This window comes from Virgibacillus sp. LDC1, from assembly GCF_025792345.1.
GTDB classification, from domain to species: Bacteria; Bacillota; Bacilli; order Paenibacillales; family Paenibacillaceae; genus Paenibacillus_AQ; species Paenibacillus_AQ lautus.
The window spans coordinates 584,137-601,638 of sequence record NZ_JAOXLZ010000001.1 but is presented as its reverse complement, the minus strand read 5'-3'; the positions used below and the strand labels follow the sequence as shown (position 1 = coordinate 601,638).

Here is a 17,502-nt window from a genome sequence, read left to right as displayed (position 1 = left end):
TCATCCTTGAAGTGGCCTCGATAGAGGTTTTCCTTATCAAAAGCGGACTTTTTGAACAACCTCTTAAAGGAAAAAATAACGGCGTACCCTTTAATAGGGTACACCGTCTATCGCGACTTCATTCAATGCGAGAGCGTTTTATTTAACAACTGCGCCGTTAGGCATGCCCTCCGGTACCGTTGCAAGCGTCAGCTGGTCACCGTGGGAGGCGGCCAGAATCATGCCTTGCGACATTTCGCCTCTAAGCTTCACCGGTTTCAGGTTCGTTACGCAAATCACTTTGCGTCCGACCAATTCCTCCGGCGTGTAGAACTTCGCAATGCCGGATACCACTTGCCGCTGCTCAAATCCGAGATCGAGCTGCAGCTTGAGGAGTTTGTCCGCTTTCTTGACCGGCTCGGCAGCAATCACCTGCGCTACGCGCAGTTCTACCTTGGCAAAATCTTCAATCCCGATTTCCTCTTTAAGCTCCACAGGCTCCTCCGAGCTATCGGTGGGCGAAGCTACTGCCGAGGTCGAAGGCTCTTCCTGGGCGGCCTTCGTACCGCCTGTCATCGCCTCTGCGATGTATGCCACTTCCAGCTCTGTATCCAGGCGAGGGAATATCGGCTCGCCTTTTTGAAGCTTCGTCCCAGCCGGTATGGCTCCGAACTGGCGTCCGCTTTCCCAAGTTGTCCATTCGCCTTCTGCCAAGCCCAGCTGATCCCACATTTTCTTCGGCGTACGGGTCAGGAACGGCTGCAGCAGGATCGATGCCACGCGGAGCGTCTCCACCAAATGACTCATGACGGATGCCAGTTCATTTCGTTTGCCCTCGTCTTTGGCCAGCGTCCATGGCTGGGTCTCATCGATATATTTGTTGCTGCGGCTGACAAACTGGCTGATGGCCGTCAGCGCAACCGAAAATTCCATATTCTCCATAGCGGTTTCGACTTTCTCATAAACCGACTTAGCCGCTTCCTCGATTGCTGCATCAAACGGCGTTACGCCTGCGGAGAAAGCCGGAACTTCTCCGTCAAAATATTTATCGACCATGGCCACGGTACGGTTCAACAGGTTGCCCAAATCATTGGCCAGGTCGGAGTTCACCCGCTCCACGAAGCTTTCTGGCGTAAAAGTACCGTCCGCCCCGAATGGAACTTCGCGCAGCAGGTAATAACGAAGCGCATCAAGACCATACCGGTCTATCATCGTAACCGGATCGACTACATTCCCCTTGGACTTGGACATTTTCCCGTCCTTCATCAGCAGCCAGCCGTGAGCAAACACCTTTTTCGGAAGCGGAACATCGAGCGCCATCAGAATGATCGGCCAATAGATCGTATGGAAACGCACGATCTCCTTACTCATCAGGTGTACGTCGGCCGGCCAGTATTTGTCATACAGGCTGGTGTCCTCTGTACCGTATCCGAGTGCCGTTATATAGTTCAGTAGTGCGTCAATCCACACATAAATCACGTGCTTCGGATCGCTCTTTACCTTCACGCCCCACTCATAGGTCGTACGGGACACAGCCAGATCCTCAAGACCCGGTTTAATGAAGTTGTTGATCATCTCATTCTTGCGGGATACCGGCTGAATGAAATCCGGATTCTCCTCGTAATACTGAAGCAGGCGGTCCACATATTTGCTCATGCGGAAGAAGTAGCTCTCTTCCTTCACCAGCTCTACGGGTCGTCCACAGTCCGGACAGTTGCCGTTGACAAGCTGACGCTCCAGGAAGAATGACTCACAAGGCGTGCAGTACCAGCCTTCGTATTCACCCTTGTAGATGTCATCCTGCTTCAGCAGACGTTCAAATACCTCCTGCACCACGGTGGTGTGCCGCTGCTCCGTAGTGCGAATGAAATCCTCGTTGGATATGTCCAGCTTTTTCCACAGGTCCTTGATGCCTGCCACGATGTCGTCAACGAACTGCTGCGGGGTTTTTCCAGCCTCCGCCGCTTTGCGTTCAATCTTCTGTCCGTGCTCGTCGGTCCCCGTCAAATAACGGACATCGTATCCACGAAGCCGCTTGTAGCGGGCCATGGCGTCGCCGGCCACCGTAGTATAAGCATGGCCGATATGCAGCTTGTCGCTTGGATAATAGATTGGCGTTGTAATATAAAACGTCTTTTTGTCTGCCATAGTAACCTTCCTTTACCGTGAAATGAATTGTCGTGTCAGGCTATTTCTTTTGATGAAAAACAGCAGTAGACAGCAAAAAACCCCCGTCCCTATGGGACGAGAGTTGTTCTCACGTGTTACCACCCAAATTCCCTGTCCCCTTACGGGTAACAGGCTCGTCTGCCGTCATCCGGCAGTCCATTAACGCTGGCTCACGCCGCTTCTTTACGGCAGCCTGATTACCCGGACTGCAGCGCTCAAAAGCGGATCCTCCAAGACCATTTTCCGAAATTCGCCAAGACCGGTTTCCAGCTGCTCCGGCTCTCTGTTCAAGGCAAGCTTTTCGTACTTATCTCTTCCTCGGATATACCTATAATTTCTTACATTTTAATCAAACCGGCTGCGGCGTGTCAAGGTTAAGCGCGATCCGAAGGACTGATATGTCTAAAGACAGCTGCATTCCGTCCCATATCGAGTAGGATGCCCCAAAAACGCTATTTCTCTGTCAATGAAGACGATACCTTATCCTTGCGCGGCGGAACCATGTCAATGCCGCCAGGATGAAACGGATGGCATCTCGCTATTCGCTTTGCTGCCAGCCAGGAGCCCTTGAGCGCGCCGTGCACCTCAATTGCTTCGAGAGCATAGGCCGAGCAGGTTGGATAGAATCGGCAGGTCGCCGGTTTCAACGGAGAAATGAATTTCCGATAGAAGTGGATCGGCACCTTCACCACTCTGCGTGCCGTGCTCATGCCCGGCTATCCCTCTTACCACCACTGGCTGGAGACGTTTCCTTATCGGTATTGTCCTTGCCGCAATCCCTGCAGTAACCGAACACTTCGAATTTATGCTGAACCACCTGGAAATCATCCGGTGCATCGGTCAGCTGCATCGGGCAGAACGTAATCGGGTACGTCTTCTGGCACTGCAGGCAGATCATGTGATGATGGTGATGTTCTTCGCTGCAGCGTCCTCGAAACTTGATGCCTTCCTCGAACACAACCTGCTCCAATACGCCTAACTCGTACAATACCCGAAGATTCCGGTACACCGTATCAAAGCTTAAACCGCTGTACTTCTGGCCCATATATTCGTACACATCCTTGGCCGTCAAATATCCAGGATGTTCCCCAAACAATTTGGCAAGCGTCTTGCGCTGATCGGTAATGCGCAGCCCATGTTCCGACATGGCGTCGATGATCTGTTCCGTCGTAAGCATACGGAGGTAACCTCCTCTACTTGAAGATACTCTCTTCTTATAATGCCTGAAAAATAAGACAGCGTCAATGAAAGCGGTTGTGTATAGGCTAAACGCCTCCAAGATACTGCGCCGCTGGAACGCGAAACGATCGGCATTTGACGTGATCCCTTGGAGAGTGCCAACAAAAAGGACAGCCCTAACCATGTGCTGGCTGTAGGCTGTCCCTCTATTACGAATAAATAATGGATTAGTTCTTCACTTGCGGAAGCGGCTGGAACAGAATGTTGATTGGCAAACTGCTTCCCGGTGCCGCCGTAAACAGAATTTCCACGGTCTGCTCGTAATTCCCCGTCCGATAGAGAACGGCAGCTTCATTCGGTGCAGATACAGCGCCTCCGCTTGTATTCGGCGTCTGAATGATATTTCCGTTCACCATCATTGCCCCCATGTATTTGCCTCCGCGCGGATTCAGCGTGATCAGCGTATTGGGCGCTACGCGGTGCAGCTTGATTTTGTACAGGACGCCGAAGTTCCCGGCATTGGATTGATATGAACCGTTAATGCCATCATATCCTTCCAGATTCGGATCGTTTGTCTTGTCACCAAGCGCAAGACGGGTAGGCGTGTTGCCAACCAGATCATAGGATTCAATGATCCGTGTCGAGTCCGGGTACGTTCCCCGGTTATGAACGCCATCGCTCGGATGAAGCTTCAGGTAAGGAAGCTTTTGAATCGGATCCTTGGCTTCATCAATCATGATGACATCATACCGGATCGGCGAATCCGAATAGAGATCAGCAAACATGGAGAGCACCTGCTGATTCTTCATGGTTTGCGCGCTCAAGTCTTGCAGAATGACCCGGCTTTCCCCAGGGGCGAGCGAAATCGTCTTGAATGAATCAGCTGATTGCATGGACTCGAGGTAGCGCTGAACAGCCGCTTTTCCCGTGGCAGTCGGAATATTAATCGGACCGCCTATTCCCGTATACTCGGTTGTCAGACGCGCCGTCATGGTGTTGATATTGGTGGCGACGACGTACATCTTCATGTTCTTCCCGGTTGCGTTCAAGTGGTGAATCATAAACCGCGTGCTGGCATTGCCGACCTCGCGGTAGACGATACCCTCTTGATAGACGGTTTCCGGTGAGTTGCTGCGGATCAACAGATAAGGTTCGGAGCTTCTTGTAATCGGCATCAGATTCCATGTCGGCACTGCGGATCCGTCAAAGGTGTATTTGTCGCCGATGCCCGTAAACAATTGATTGAATTGATCACGCGTATACAATACTTCGCTCGTTACGTTAATAATCTTCTCGTATGAGCTGGTCGCTCCATGTTTATCGGTAACAATCAACAGCACTTTATGCGGTCCTGCCGTAAAAAAGGCCTGATCATTGTTTTCCCACTTATACGAAAGCTCATCGCCAGGATCGTTGTCATAACTCATATTCATGTACGTTATTTTCTCACCGATCTTATATTCCTGTTTATCCGTTTCAAACATGGCCACAGGCGGCGTATTCGGTGCGGATACTTGGATGCTCAATATATACGGGTCGCTCCACTCCCCGCTGGAATCCTGTACCGAGTAGGAAACCGTATGCACGCCGGGTTCGTCAAAAATCTCTTCCCGGCCTTCCCAATGCTCGTCAACGATAGCCAGGCCCGTCGGCGAATAGGCATTCGTCTTATACGTAACCCTTGTTTGTCCGGCAAGGATCTCACTAGGCTGCACCGTGAAGGAAGCTACCGGCTTTGCGCTCAGGGTAAGAATAACCCGTTTGTTCGGCTGGTCCACCCGATAGGTGATGTCCAGCGCCTGCGTGATGCTGGTCAGCGGCACCATGAACGTATTGTTGGACTGGTATGCCGGTCCCTTCATCGATTTTCTGACCCCGTTTACGGTGTACACGCTGCTGTTCGTCTTAAAGCGCAGCTCATCGTTACCTCGGATAATAATCGTTTCCTTTGTCTTGCCGTCATAGGTCAGCTTCAGGCCAACACGGTCGACGAGGGATCGAATCGCGACATAGGATACGCCATTCTTGACTGCCATAGGCTGTCCGGCGGTATACGCTTTTCCGTTCTGATACATCTTGTTGCTGTTCATCATCAGGATCAGGTCATTCGGACCGAGGTTCGGTATGTTCGGAACCTCGCTGCCGGATCCGCCGCCGCTGCTGCCCCCCGGCTGTTCGCCGCTATTGCTGCCGCTGCCCATTCCGGACAGATCGAGAATCACTTTCTTCTCCGGTTGGTTCACCGTGTATGGAATATCAAGCGCTTGAGTGATCGCGGTCAGCGGAACCATAAACACGTTGTTGCTTTGGTAGGCAGGGCCTTTCATCGGACGCACCTGTCCGTTGACTTTATAATGGCTGCTTCCTGTCGTGAATCGTAGCTCATTGCCATCCTTAATGATAATGGTTTCCTTCGTCTTATTATCGTAAGACAGCTTAAGTCCTGCGCGCTCAACCATGGCGCGAATGGCGACATAGGATACCCCTTGCTTCACGGCCATCGGCTGTCCCGCTTTGTACTGCTTGCCGTTATGGTACATCACATTGCTGTTCATCAACAGCACCAGTTCATTAGCGGCTGCATTGGTAATGCCGACTTCGGGCTTGCCTTCGGCCGGACTTCCTTCTTCGTTCTCAGATACTTCATTATCGGAAGGATCGTTTTGCGTGTCCTCCTGCTGTTCATTTGGTGCAGAAGGTTCGGCATTCGGATCGCTAATCGTGCCTTCGACTGAATCAGAAGGTGTTTCCTTTGGCGTTGCCGATGTTTCCTCCGCTTGCTGCAAGTCCGTCTGTTGTTCTCCACTCTGCTGGCTTTGTCCTTCCACCGGGGACTGCAGCGCTGACTGGCTATTTAGCGCCGGAGCTGTAATATCCGGTGATTCAGCTGCCGCGGGAAATGCCATGGATACCTGGGCCGCGGCAAGGACTGTAATCATCGAGATTCTCTTGAAATTCATTCTCTACTCCTTTAAAACTCTCAGTATAGTCTGTCTGCCTCTATTGGACATACTATTAGACGCGGACTTTCCCGAAAAGTTGCTCAGAAATGGCTGGAAAATAGGAAAACCGGAGCATTCCTAGGTAGGAAGACTCCGGTTCCAGCAACCTTTATTTAATTATTGACATAGTCCTCATTACATCTCCAGCCTAGCGGATAAGTCTCGCTGATCCCTACCGGGAGCTTACCCTCAGGCTTAACCTGTCCGATCAAGACGCCCGCGGCTGCATTCATATAATAAGGTGTGTTCTCGTAGCTGCAAACATACGTCGGAACCGGCGGAAGATCATTGATATCATAGGGATTACGGGTAGCGACGATAACAAGTGCCACATCCTCAAGTTCAGCCAGCTTGTTCACCAGCTTCTGCTGGCCAGCAGGAAGACGGCTCTCCGAGGTGTACGTAGCGACTACAATCTGTTTATATCCTTCAGCTGCCTTAACGGCTTGCTCTACCTCTTCATCGGACATATCCGTTCCGACACGCAGATCGTCTGCCTGAACCCCGTAACTTCTAAAGGCATCCCCTAAGGTGTAGCTCTTGCTCCATGCTTCATCCACCTGGGTTGCCTGAAGCAGTTCAGGCCAGATCACCGCGACGGCCTGCTCCGGCTTAAGAGGCAGCTGCCCTTCGTCTTTCACCAGCGTGATGCCTCTGCCTGCGATTTGAGCCAGCCATTGTTTGGTCTCTTCCGAAACCTCGCCAATCGGGTAGACCGGAAGCTCCTCTGCGAGCTTCGCATTACGCTGCTTAAGCGCCAATATCCGCTCTACAGCTGTATCGATCAGATCCTCTGAAAGTCTTCCGCTGCGGACAGCCTCAATGACGGCCGTAATCGCCGCCGTCTGCTCGGATAGATTATGGCTGACCAGTACGCAGTCCGCACCCGCTTCGATCGCGCGTATCGCGCCCTCCGGAATTCCGTACTCTTTGGAGATTGCATGCATCTCAAGGCAGTCCGTTACGATCAGTCCTTCAAACCCCATCTCTTCCCTCAGCAAGCCCGTTAACACGGCATGAGAGAGCGTAGCAGGCAGATCACTCGGCTCTATCGCCGGGAAACTGACGTGAGCCGTCATGATGGCATCCACGCCGCCCTGGATCGCTTGCGCGAACGGATACAATTCCACGCTGCGGAGCCGTTCCAAATCATGCGGTACAGAAGCCCGCCCGAGATGAGAATCGACGCTAGTGTCGCCATGCCCCGGAAAGTGCTTAGCCGTAGCGGATACGCCTTCTTCCTGGTATCCCTTAATCGCCGCAGTCCCAAGAGCGGCAACAGCTTGGGGATCTTCGCCGAAGGAACGCACGCCGATGACCGGATTACGAGGATTGTTGTTCACATCGAGGCAAGGAGCGAAATTCATGTTTACACCGAGTGAACGCAATTCGCGCGCCCCGATTTGCGCTACCCTGTACGAATCCTCCGCGCTGCCCGCTGCTCCAAGCGCCATATTCCCCGGAATGCGGCTGATGCCTTCATGATCAATTCGTGCGACCATACCACCCTCTTGATCAATCGAGATCAGAAGCGGGAACTTTTGGCTGTCCGATGCGAGCTGCTGCAAGGACTCCGACAGCTCGGCAAGCTGAGGCAGCGTTTTCACGTTCCGGCGAAAATAGCAGATGCCCCCGACCTGATATTGTTCGATCAGGATTTTGGCATGCTCATTCGGCGTCAGTGCGTTGAAGCCGCATATAAACATTTGTCCTACCTTTTGTTCTAACGATAAATCTGCTGCCGTCCATTTCATTGATTCCATACCTACCTTCCATCAATTTAGAGGACTTTGCAAGCCAGGCGGGATTGACCTAGTGATGACTTTAGCAGCCTGCATGGGTCCTATCAAAACCTATACCGTTGCCTCCCCGGACATTTCCCGAAATTCGGATGGCGTCATGCCGGTAGCCTTTTGAAATACCTTGGTAAAATACCGCCGCTCATGATAACCGACAAAGGAGCCGATCTGAGCGATATTCTTATCGCTGTTCACCAGCAGGAACTTGGCAGCCTCCATCCGCTGTCTCGTCAGGTACTCCACAAAGGTAAGTCCGACATGGTTCTTGAACAATAAACAGAAGTAGCTGGAGCTGATGCCCAGATGCTCCGAAAGCTCCTCAATCCCCAAATCCTGCCCCATATGGGTATTGATATACTCCAAAGCCGACGTTACCAATTGTTCCGGCGTTTTCTTTACAGCTTCGGGATTCGGAGCCTCATCAATAAGCGAAACGGTGCTGTAATACTTCTCTTTCGCCCTTTTCTTGCGGATCTCCTCCCCGATCTCCCGAATCTTCATCTCGAGTTCTCCGTAATGAATCGGCTTGCTGATGTAGTCCTTGACGCCCAGCTTAATCGCTTCCCGTGCATATTCAAACTCCTGATACCCCGTCAGCAAAAAGATTTCCGCCCGGCTTCCTTTCTCCCGGATCTTCGTAATAAAGGACAGTCCATCCATGACGGGCATCCGGATATCACACAGGATCAGATCGGGATTATACTGATCCGCTACTTCAAGTGCTTCCATCCCGCTTCGGGCAAGTCCGACAACCTTCATGCCCATCTCTTCCCAAGGCAGAACCTTGCTGAGATTGTTCAGGATGGGAGCCTCATCATCAACTAATAATGCCTTCAACATGCTGCCCTTCCCCCCTATCATAATTGGGTATGACGCATTGTATAACGGTGCCGCCGGAGCGGCTTGAGCATATGAACAGACCGTAATAATCCCCGTACTGAATTCTAAGCCGGTCAGCCACGCTCCGCAGTCCAAGTCCCCGTCGTTCCTGGTTCACTTTGAGATTCTGCATCGTCGTCTGTTCGGATCCGTTATCCTCGGACACCATATATTCAAACATGGACAACTGCTCAGAGGTCATGCCGAGTCCGTTATCCTCTACCCGAATGATGACATTACCGAGCTCCTTCCATGCAGAGATCCGTATCCATCCCGTATAAGAAATGCCTTCAAAGCCATGCTGTATGCTGTTCTCAACCAGCGGCTGCAGCGTCAGCTTCAAGATGCGGCTGTGCATAAGCTCTTTCGGCACGTCAATCTCGTATTCGAACAGGTCCTCGAACCGAAACTTCTGGATTTCAAGATAACTCTGCAAGTGCCTGATTTCTTCATCCAGCGTAATTTCTTCCTTCTCCTGTATACTAATCCGCAAGATGCTGGCAAGCCGGTAAACCATCTCACTGACCTTCCGTCCTTCATTCTGGACAGCGAGAACATTGATCGATTCCAAGGTGTTAAAAAGGAAGTGCGGCTTAATCTGCGCCTGCAGCACACGCATCTCCGCGTCGGTTTTCTGCCTCTGCTCCTTTTTGATCTGCGCAAACAGATTGTTGATCCGGTTCATCAAGTTGTTGAACCCTTTCGACAGCAGCAGCAGCTCATCTTCTCCCTTCTCTTCAACTCTCGCGTTCAAATCCCCATCCTCCACGCGGCGCATAAACCGCACGATAACAGCGATCGTCCCGGTAATCCGATTCATGAATAGACGGTTGAACACAATCGCGGTAACCAGACAGAGGCCCATAATGACGAAGAACCACTTGGCAAAGGAAGTAACCTCCTGTGAGAGCGAGTTCCAGTCGGTCACCGAGACGAGATTCCAGCCGTAATCATTCAGATGATAGATGGAAACAATATTCTCTTTCCCGTTAAACTTGGCTTTAAAGCTTTGGTAGCCTTGCTTAAACTCAACGTCACGCTTCATATATTGGCTGATATTTTGACCATCCATATCGTTTTTTGGGTCAAATAAAATGAAGCCTTCATTGTTGACCAACATAAAAGATGTGTTCTGCAGATTGTTAGGCAGTGTCAGATTACGGAAAATCTCTTCAAACTCCCACCTCTTGATCTGGACCACAAGAATCCCCAGTTTGCGGAGTGTCGTGACATCCTTAATCAACCTGATCTGCGTAAATACCGGCTCCGCCCCCGTTAATTCCGGAAATTCGTGAGGAGCCAGCCATTTGGGAATCCCGTTTAGCTGAACCACCTCTTCATATAAGGGACTATTCTTAAACTCTTCATAAGGCAGCGTCCTGAAATCTTCTTTACTGAATATAGGAATCGGTGATGACTCTTTATTAAAATGATATAAAAACGCATAACTGATCGCTGGATGATTATATAAAAGATTCCGAAAGCTCCGCTGTCTGTCGTTCAATTTCAGCTGGTCCGCATTGGATTCCTTAATCAGGTTCTGCGCATCGGGATCCTTGGCGTTCAGCGCCATGGCGAAGACGGAGGTGGCAATCCCGTTATCCGTGACGTACTCCATCTCCTTAAACACGCTCAGAATGCTGTAGCTGATCGCTTTGAGCGAATATTCGGCCTGCTGGCTGTACTTTTCCTCTATCGAATTGTAGGTAATAAAGAATGTAAATAGGCCCAGCACAAATAACGGAATAATAATGAGCCCCAAAAAGGCCGTGAATAGTTTGTTCCGCAAATTCATACGCATGCTCCTGCTCCTAGGATTACCCCTTGACGCTTCCTGCGGTGACGCCTTCAATGATCTTCTCTTGCAGAACGGCATAAATGATAAGGACCGGCAGCACGCTGAATATGATACCCGCAGACATTTGTGCGTAGTTCATATTGTAGGCGTCTCTGAAACCGACCATTCCGACAGGCAGCGTTCTCAGTTCATCATTCGATAGGAAGTAGTTAGCAAGCAAGAATTCGTTCCAGTTACCGAGGAAATTGATGATAAATACGGTAACGATGGCCGGAACGGTCAGAGGTAAGATAATTCTAGCAAACAACCCTCCGGACCTCAATCCATCAATAACCGCAGCCTCCTCGATTTCACCGGGCAGCGAGCGCATAAAGGCAGCCAGTATAATAACCGAGAACGGGATGGCATTGGCAACATACGGCAGAATCAGAGCCATATGCGTATTCAAAATATCCAACTGCCTCATCATGCCATATATCGGCAGCATGAGAGAGTTATTCGGAATCAGCATGCCTATCAAAATACATTGAAAGACGATGGCGCTGATCCGGTTGTATCTCATCCGCGTCACGGCAAAGGCCAGCATCGCCGCAAACAGAATCGACAAGCAAGCTGACAGCACGCCGATGTATAAGCTGTTCCAGAAATACGTGCTAATCTTGGCGCTCACCCATGCGTTCACATAGTTATCAAATACCAGCGTGCTAGGCAAACCAAAAGGGTTCGTTGCAATGGACTGGTTATCTACCTTCACGGAAGAGAACAGGACGAACAGGAATGGATACAGTATGACGAGCAGGTATGCCATCAGAAAAATGTGCGGGATCAGTTTCTTTATTGCTCTCATCAGTATTCAATCCTTTCGTTGCGTCTTGCGATCAGCACCTGGTAGAGCACCGTTACGATAATTGTGAAGAGGAAGATCAGCACGGCGATCGAATTGCCAAAGCCATGCTTGAAGCTTGTAATCGCATATCGAATCATATATGTCGCCATAACGTCGGTTGAGCCGGCCGGCCCGCCCTTAGTCATAACCAGAATAATGTCCGCCGCTTTCATGGCTCCCGCAATCGAAAGCATGATTACAACAGAGATAATTGGCATAATTAATGGAAGCGTGATTTTGGTTGCTCTTTGGACGCCTGTCGCTCCATCCATTGCCGCAGCCTCATCAAGCTCTTTGGGTATGGATAAAATTGCGGCAAGCACCATCACGATGTAAAAGCCGGTCCATTGCCACGCATTCGTGATCAGGATGGCAATCATGGCCCATTTGCTATCCGATAACCAGTAGATGGGTTCAATTCCAACCAGCCCTAAAATCTCATTCATCAGACCAAAGTCCGGGTTGTAAATGAATCCCCATAAAATGCCGATCACAGCCGTCGACATGATGGATGGTGCGAAAACCGCCGTTTTATAAAGCCCCTTCAACCGCTTCACGTTTGCGATTAACAGGGAGAAGAATACGATTGTCGGAACCTGGATTAAACAGGAAAAGAGAATGAAATAAACGTTGTTCCTGACAGCCTTCCAAAAAGCATCGTCATTCAAGGCGGTCACATAGTTATCGAACCCAATGTACTTCACATCTTTGGAAATGCCGTTCCAGCTCGTAAAACTGTTGTCAAACGCAGTAAAGATCGGGTATATGAAAAAAGCCAGAAACAGCAAGAATGCCGGCAGCACAAAAACGATGTAAATCAGAGGATTTCTCAGCGCTTTGTTCATGGTAACCTCCGTATTTATGTCTGATGTTGTTTAGGCGAAAGGGCACCCCCATGTACCGCAGCGGGTGGTGCCCTTTCGTCTAGAATTTTAGTTATTCCTCTGAAGCATTAGCCGCTTCTTGCGCTGCTTGCACATTCTCCAGCATCTTCTCGGCATCAAGCTCGCCGCCGATGACCTGCTGAATTCCCATGCTCAGTGCGGTGTTCACGTCTGCTTGAACAAGTGCATCAAAGGCAGGGAAGGATTTGTTGATCTCACTGACGCCTTTGAAAATGTCCTGCATAAGCGGATCATCCGAAGTGGAGTTCATTGTTGCCAGATCCATCTTCATGGCCGGCAGTACACCGTCTTCTTTCAGTCCGCGAAGCTGCATCTCATCTGTCCACATATTTTTAATGAATTCTTTAACCGCTTGAAGTTTACGAGGATCTTCTGCTACCGCTGCGGAGAATCCATATCCGTTGTTTGCGTCCTGCATGACGATGACAGGGTCGCCTTCATTAACCGGAGGCAAGTTGAAGTAGCCGACCTTACCTACCATATCACCTGCTTGAGCCGGATCTCTAAATACGGAGTTTGCCCACGATCCGTCCATCATCATGACGGCTTCGCCGGTGATCATTTGGTTTCTCATATCCGCGTATTCGAAGCCGAGCTCGCCTTTTTTGAAGTACCCTTTTTCCACCCATTCCTGATGCTTCTTCACACCTTCCACGACTTTCGGATCCGTCCATTTGGTTTCTCCGGTCTTGAAGCCATAAGTAACCTCCGCACCTGCATAGTAGCTCCACAGGTTATTCGTGGTCATGAGTGGAATCCAAGCATCCTTGGAGGATTGCGCAAAAGGAATCTTGCCGTCGGCTTTGATCGTTTCGGCAATTTGCTCCAGTTCGGCCAATGTTTTTGGAACACTCAGGCCTTTTTGTGTGAAGTAATCCTTGTTATAGAAAATACCTTCAATGGAACCGCCAATTGGCAATCCGTAGATCTTGCCGTCATGTGTGAACGGGTCCAGTGTCGTAAATTTGTCTTTAATGCCCAGTTCATCCAAAATCGGAGTCAAATCGAGCATCAAGCCTTCTTTGGAATATACGCCTGCATCCGGGCTGCCGAACACGTCGAATACTTCCGGCGGCTTACCGGCTGCCATCTCGCCTCTCAACTTCTCTTTACGGTTCACTTCAGAGTCTACAGCGTCCAGCTTGATTTTCAGTCCGGGCACCGCCTCTTCGGTTTTACTGACCACATCGTTCAGCAATGCGAGACGGAACTTCTTGGATTCACCTACTTGCGTATGGCGAATGGTGATTTCAAACGGCTCATTGCTCACCGTTCCTTCCGAACCACCTGACGGTTTTTCTGCTGCCTTGTCACCGCCGCCGCATGCAGACAAAAGCGTGGATGAGACGAACAGAAGCGACATGAATAATGCCAGACCCTTTTTCTTCATTGTCTTTGACCCTCCCGAAGTGTTTGTATACTTGATAGGCGCTTTCCTTACATCTTCATTATAGAAAGCGATTCCACTTTTCGATAGGTCGATATTTTTCTATCCAAGGGATAAAATCCTCTACAAAAAACAATAACCCTTCCATATCTAGGAAAGGTTATTGTTATTAATCATAACATATTATGTTTAGTATTATACGGGTGGCATTAATTCTGGACAGTCTGTATTTTCTCGGGTATCTCGCCAATCAACCGGTAAGCGCGTGCCACTTCTTCCTCGGACGGAGAAGGCACGCCCTCCAATGGATAAGCCATGCCGAGCTCCTTCCATTTGTACACACCCATCTGATGGTAAGGCAAGATTTCGAATTTCTCCACGCCGTGCAGCGTCCGGATGAATTGACCGAGTGCAATCAAGTCGTCCTCGCTATCATGGATGCCCGGCACATAGACGTGCCGGACCCACATGTTCCGATCATGGTCAGACAGCCAGCGGGCGGTCTTTAACGTCCTTTCATTGGACTTCCCGGTAAGCTTAATATGCTTCTCGTCGTTGATATGCTTCAGATCAAGCAGCACCAAGTCGGTAAACTCCAACAATTCCGATATTTTCTCCGGTTCATTATAGCCGTTGCTGTCCAGCGTTGTATGCAAATTCCAGCGGCGCTTTACTTCCTTGAACAGCTCTGTGACAAAAGGATACTGCAATGTCGGCTCACCGCCGGAGACGGTTAATCCGCCGCCCGATGAACGGTAGTAGCTCAGATAAGGTTCAATCTCAGCCAGCACGTCCTCCACCGTCATCTCGCGTCCTTCATGCAGTCCCCAGGTATCCGGATTATGGCAGTATTGACACTTCAAGAGGCAGCCCTGCATGAAGAGCACAAAGCGGATACCCGGACCGTCCACCGTTCCGAACGTTTCTATGGAGTGTACATGACCTTTTAGCATGGTGCGTCATCCTTTCTGTATCCGCTATGGTTGTCTTCCATTCTTACATCGATCCGTGGAACGTACGGTTGATGACATCGAGCTGCTGTTCGCGCGTCAGTTTGACGAAGTTGACCGCATATCCGGATACCCGGATCGTTAACTGCGGATAATTCTCCGGATGCTCCATCGCATCGATCAGCTGCTCCCGGTCAAATACGTTGACGTTCAGATGGTGCGCTTTGCTGCCAAAATAACCGTCCAGCATCGAAACCAGGTTGTTCACACGGATATCACTCTCTTTACCAAGTGCTTTGGGCACGATCGAGAACGTATTCGAGATGCCGTCGAGGCTGTCCTCATAAGGCAGCTTGGCCACGGAGGTCAGCGAAGCGAGAGCTCCCTTCTTATCGCGTCCGTGCATCGGATTCGCGCCCGGAGCAAACGGCTCGCCTGCCTTACGTCCATCCGGCGTGGTTCCTGTCTTCTTGCCGTATACGACGTTCGACGTAATCGTGAGCACCGATTGGGTCGGCATGGCATCACGGTAAGCCTTGTGCTTGCGAATCATGCTCATGAAGGCTTCGACCAACTCAACGGCGATGCTATCCACGCGATCATCGTTGTTGCCGTAGCAAGGGAACTCGCCTTCGATTTCAAAATCCACCGCAATCCCTTGCTCGTTGCGTACCGGCTTCACCTTCGCATATTTAATCGCGCTCAGTGAATCCGCTGCTACGGACAGGCCTGCGATGCCGCATGCCATCGTGCGCAGGATATCCCGGTCGTGAAGCGCCATCTCAATCCGTTCATAGCTGTATTTGTCATGCATGTAATGGATAACGTTGAGTGTATTCATATAGAGCTTCGCGAGCCATTCCATCATCGGCTTGAATCGCTTCATGACTTCATCATAACTCAGAACCTCGGCGGTGATGGCCGGATATTCCGGTCCAACCTGGGCGCCGGATTTCTCATCCTTACCGCCGTTGATCGCATACAGCAGCGCTTTGGCAAGGTTCGCTCTGGCTCCGAAGAACTGCATCTGCTTCCCGATGCGCATGGCGGATACACAGCAGGCGATGCCGTAATCGTCTCCGTAGATCGGACGCATGAGATCATCATTCTCGTATTGAATCGAACTGGTTTCGATCGAAACCTTCGAACAGTATTTTTTGAAGGCTTCCGGCAGCTTCTCCGACCACAGCACCGTCAAGTTCGGTTCCGGAGCAGGTCCCAAATTGTACAGGGTGTGCAGGAAACGGAAGCTGTTCTTGGTCACCCTCGTCTCACCGTTTACCGACATCCCGCCGATGGATTCCGTCACCCACGTCGGATCCCCGCTGAACAGCTCGTTATAATCCGGCGTACGCAGGAATTTCACGATCCGAAGTTTCATAACGAAATGGTCGACCAATTCCTGGGCTGTCTCTTCCGTCAGCTTGCCTTCAGCCAGATCCCGCTGAATATAAATATCAAGGAAAGAAGATACCCGGCCAAGCGACATCGCAGCGCCATTCTGTTCCTTGATCGCAGCCAAATAACCGAAATACAACCACTGGAATGCTTCCTTCGCCGTATTCGCAGGCTTGGAAATGTCAAAACCGTGCATACCCGCCATTTCCTTCAGTTCCTTGAGTGCCCGCATTTGTTCAGACAATTCTTCGCGCAAACGGATAACCGGCTCATCCATGGCATCCACTTCAAGCTCGGCGAGTTCTCTCAATTTGTCCTGAATCAGTGCATCTACACCGTATAACGATATTCTGCGATAGTCACCGATGATACGTCCGCGACCGTACGCATCAGGAAGTCCCGTAATAATCCCGGCCTTGCGCGCTGCTCTCATCTCAGGAGTATAGGCGTCAAACACGCCTTGATTATGCGTTTTGCGGATGCCGTTAAAGATGTCCACAACGGCCTGCGGCATTTCAAAGCCGTATGCGTTGCACGCATCAATCATCATCCGGATCCCGCCAAAAGGTTGAATCGAGCGCTTGAACGGCTCATCGGTCTGAACGCCGACAATCTGTTCTTTATCCTTATCCAAATAGCCAGGTTGATGGGAGGTGATGGTTGAAGGTGTATGGACATCCACGTCCAGAACCCCGCCGTTGTCCCGTTCCCTTATGGTTAAATCCGATACGATATCCCACAGTGCTTTGGTGTTATCCGTGGGTCCTGCCAAAAATTCATCAGAGCCATAATAGGGAGTAATGTTCTCTGCAATAAAATCATTAACGTCAATTCGCTTGGTCCATTTACCTGATTTAAAACCTTTCCAGCCTGCTTCTTTTTCAATCACCGACATATCGAATCCCTCCTAGATTTGCTGGGGCTTGCAAGGACAGGCGGGGCCACACCTTGATCTATCTCAGATCTTTAAATGTGATTATTTTCACGACCAATGATGCAACTACCCCGCCTTGTGCCTTCAAGCTTCTATATCAAAGATCTGAGATTCAGCTTCCTTCTACACCTTTATTGTAGTCCTGTTGATCTCTTGTATCTGTGATAATAATCACAAACTTAACTTTTCCCGTGATTTTTATCACTCTGGTCCTGGTCTCGCATACCTTACCTCAAA

Annotated in this window: 12 protein-coding genes; all 12 read right to left on the bottom strand. The window is 50.3% G+C overall.

Annotated features, from left to right (window positions below; translation table 11 throughout):
- Window positions 1-138: 138 nt before the first annotated feature.
- The 12 genes from metG to pflB all read right to left on the bottom strand — a co-directional run bounded on the left by metG (window position 139) and on the right by pflB (window position 17,226).
- On the bottom strand, window positions 139-2,127 hold the full coding sequence (gene metG / locus OHJ21_RS02730) for a methionine--tRNA ligase (protein WP_100536218.1): 1,989 nt from the start codon (window positions 2,125-2,127) through the stop codon (window positions 139-141).
- Window positions 2,128-2,600: 473 nt separating this feature from the next.
- Entirely contained in the window at window positions 2,601-2,858 is a 258-nt protein-coding gene (yidD, locus tag OHJ21_RS02725; protein WP_076320856.1) for a membrane protein insertion efficiency factor YidD, read from the bottom strand.
- Entirely contained in the window at window positions 2,855-3,325 is a 471-nt protein-coding gene (locus OHJ21_RS02720; protein WP_100536217.1) for a Fur family transcriptional regulator, read from the bottom strand. Before OHJ21_RS02720 ends, yidD begins: the two co-directional genes overlap by 4 nt.
- 229 nt (window positions 3,326-3,554) lie before the next feature.
- Window positions 3,555-6,287: a copper amine oxidase N-terminal domain-containing protein gene (locus OHJ21_RS02715; protein WP_100536216.1), complete on the bottom strand. Its 2,733-nt coding sequence runs from the start codon at window positions 6,285-6,287 to the stop codon at window positions 3,555-3,557.
- A gap of 155 nt (window positions 6,288-6,442) precedes the next feature.
- Window positions 6,443-8,083 carry a beta-N-acetylhexosaminidase gene (nagZ, locus tag OHJ21_RS02710; protein WP_100539307.1) on the bottom strand — a complete coding sequence of 547 codons (1,641 nt, stop codon included), beginning with the start codon at window positions 8,081-8,083 and terminating at the stop codon, window positions 6,443-6,445.
- Between the two features lie 99 nt (window positions 8,084-8,182).
- Window positions 8,183-8,968 carry a response regulator transcription factor gene (locus OHJ21_RS02705; protein WP_100536215.1) on the bottom strand — a complete coding sequence of 262 codons (786 nt, stop codon included), beginning with the start codon at window positions 8,966-8,968 and terminating at the stop codon, window positions 8,183-8,185.
- Complete coding sequence (locus OHJ21_RS02700) at window positions 8,946-10,802, bottom strand: cache domain-containing sensor histidine kinase (protein ID WP_100539306.1); 1,857 nt, start codon at window positions 10,800-10,802, stop codon at window positions 8,946-8,948. The genes OHJ21_RS02705 and OHJ21_RS02700 overlap by 23 nt, the downstream gene beginning before the upstream one ends.
- A 22-nt stretch (window positions 10,803-10,824) precedes the next feature.
- Window positions 10,825-11,652, bottom strand: a complete 828-nt coding sequence (locus tag OHJ21_RS02695; protein ID WP_100536214.1) for a carbohydrate ABC transporter permease — start codon at window positions 11,650-11,652, stop codon at window positions 10,825-10,827.
- Window positions 11,652-12,536, bottom strand: coding sequence for a carbohydrate ABC transporter permease (locus tag OHJ21_RS02690; RefSeq protein ID WP_100536213.1), 885 nt, complete (start codon window positions 12,534-12,536; stop codon window positions 11,652-11,654). Before OHJ21_RS02690 ends, OHJ21_RS02695 begins: the two co-directional genes overlap by 1 nt.
- 91 nt (window positions 12,537-12,627) lie before the next feature.
- On the bottom strand, window positions 12,628-13,986 hold the full coding sequence (locus OHJ21_RS02685) for an ABC transporter substrate-binding protein (protein ID WP_100536212.1): 1,359 nt from the start codon (window positions 13,984-13,986) through the stop codon (window positions 12,628-12,630).
- A 206-nt stretch (window positions 13,987-14,192) separates the two neighbouring features.
- The gene (gene pflA / locus OHJ21_RS02680) at window positions 14,193-14,936 is read right to left on the bottom strand and encodes a pyruvate formate-lyase-activating protein (RefSeq protein ID WP_100536211.1); all 744 of its coding nucleotides are present in this window, start codon (window positions 14,934-14,936) and stop codon (window positions 14,193-14,195) included.
- Window positions 14,937-14,979: 43 nt separating this feature from the next.
- Window positions 14,980-17,226 (bottom strand): formate C-acetyltransferase, encoded by a 2,247-nt coding sequence (gene pflB, locus OHJ21_RS02675; protein ID WP_100536210.1) that lies wholly within the window; start codon window positions 17,224-17,226, stop codon window positions 14,980-14,982.
- Window positions 17,227-17,502: the final 276 nt, after the last annotated feature.

Bases quoted from the DNA above. Each gene is read 5' to 3' on its own strand.
- metG (WP_100536218.1), bottom strand. From the start codon at position 2,127: ATGGCAGACAAAAAGACGTTTTATATTACAACGCCAATCTATTATCCA.
- yidD (WP_076320856.1), bottom strand. From the start codon at position 2,858: ATGAGCACGGCACGCAGAGTGGTGAAGGTGCCGATCCACTTCTATCGG.
- OHJ21_RS02720 (WP_100536217.1), bottom strand. From the start codon at position 3,325: ATGCTTACGACGGAACAGATCATCGACGCCATGTCGGAACATGGGCTG.
- OHJ21_RS02715 (WP_100536216.1), bottom strand. From the start codon at position 6,287: ATGAATTTCAAGAGAATCTCGATGATTACAGTCCTTGCCGCGGCCCAG.
- nagZ (WP_100539307.1), bottom strand. From the start codon at position 8,083: ATGAAATGGACGGCAGCAGATTTATCGTTAGAACAAAAGGTAGGACAA.
- OHJ21_RS02705 (WP_100536215.1), bottom strand. From the start codon at position 8,968: ATGTTGAAGGCATTATTAGTTGATGATGAGGCTCCCATCCTGAACAAT.
- OHJ21_RS02700 (WP_100539306.1), bottom strand. From the start codon at position 10,802: ATGAATTTGCGGAACAAACTATTCACGGCCTTTTTGGGGCTCATTATT.
- OHJ21_RS02695 (WP_100536214.1), bottom strand. From the start codon at position 11,652: ATGAGAGCAATAAAGAAACTGATCCCGCACATTTTTCTGATGGCATAC.
- OHJ21_RS02690 (WP_100536213.1), bottom strand. From the start codon at position 12,536: ATGAACAAAGCGCTGAGAAATCCTCTGATTTACATCGTTTTTGTGCTG.
- OHJ21_RS02685 (WP_100536212.1), bottom strand. From the start codon at position 13,986: ATGAAGAAAAAGGGTCTGGCATTATTCATGTCGCTTCTGTTCGTCTCA.
- pflA (WP_100536211.1), bottom strand. From the start codon at position 14,936: ATGCTAAAAGGTCATGTACACTCCATAGAAACGTTCGGAACGGTGGAC.
- pflB (WP_100536210.1), bottom strand. From the start codon at position 17,226: ATGTCGGTGATTGAAAAAGAAGCAGGCTGGAAAGGTTTTAAATCAGGT.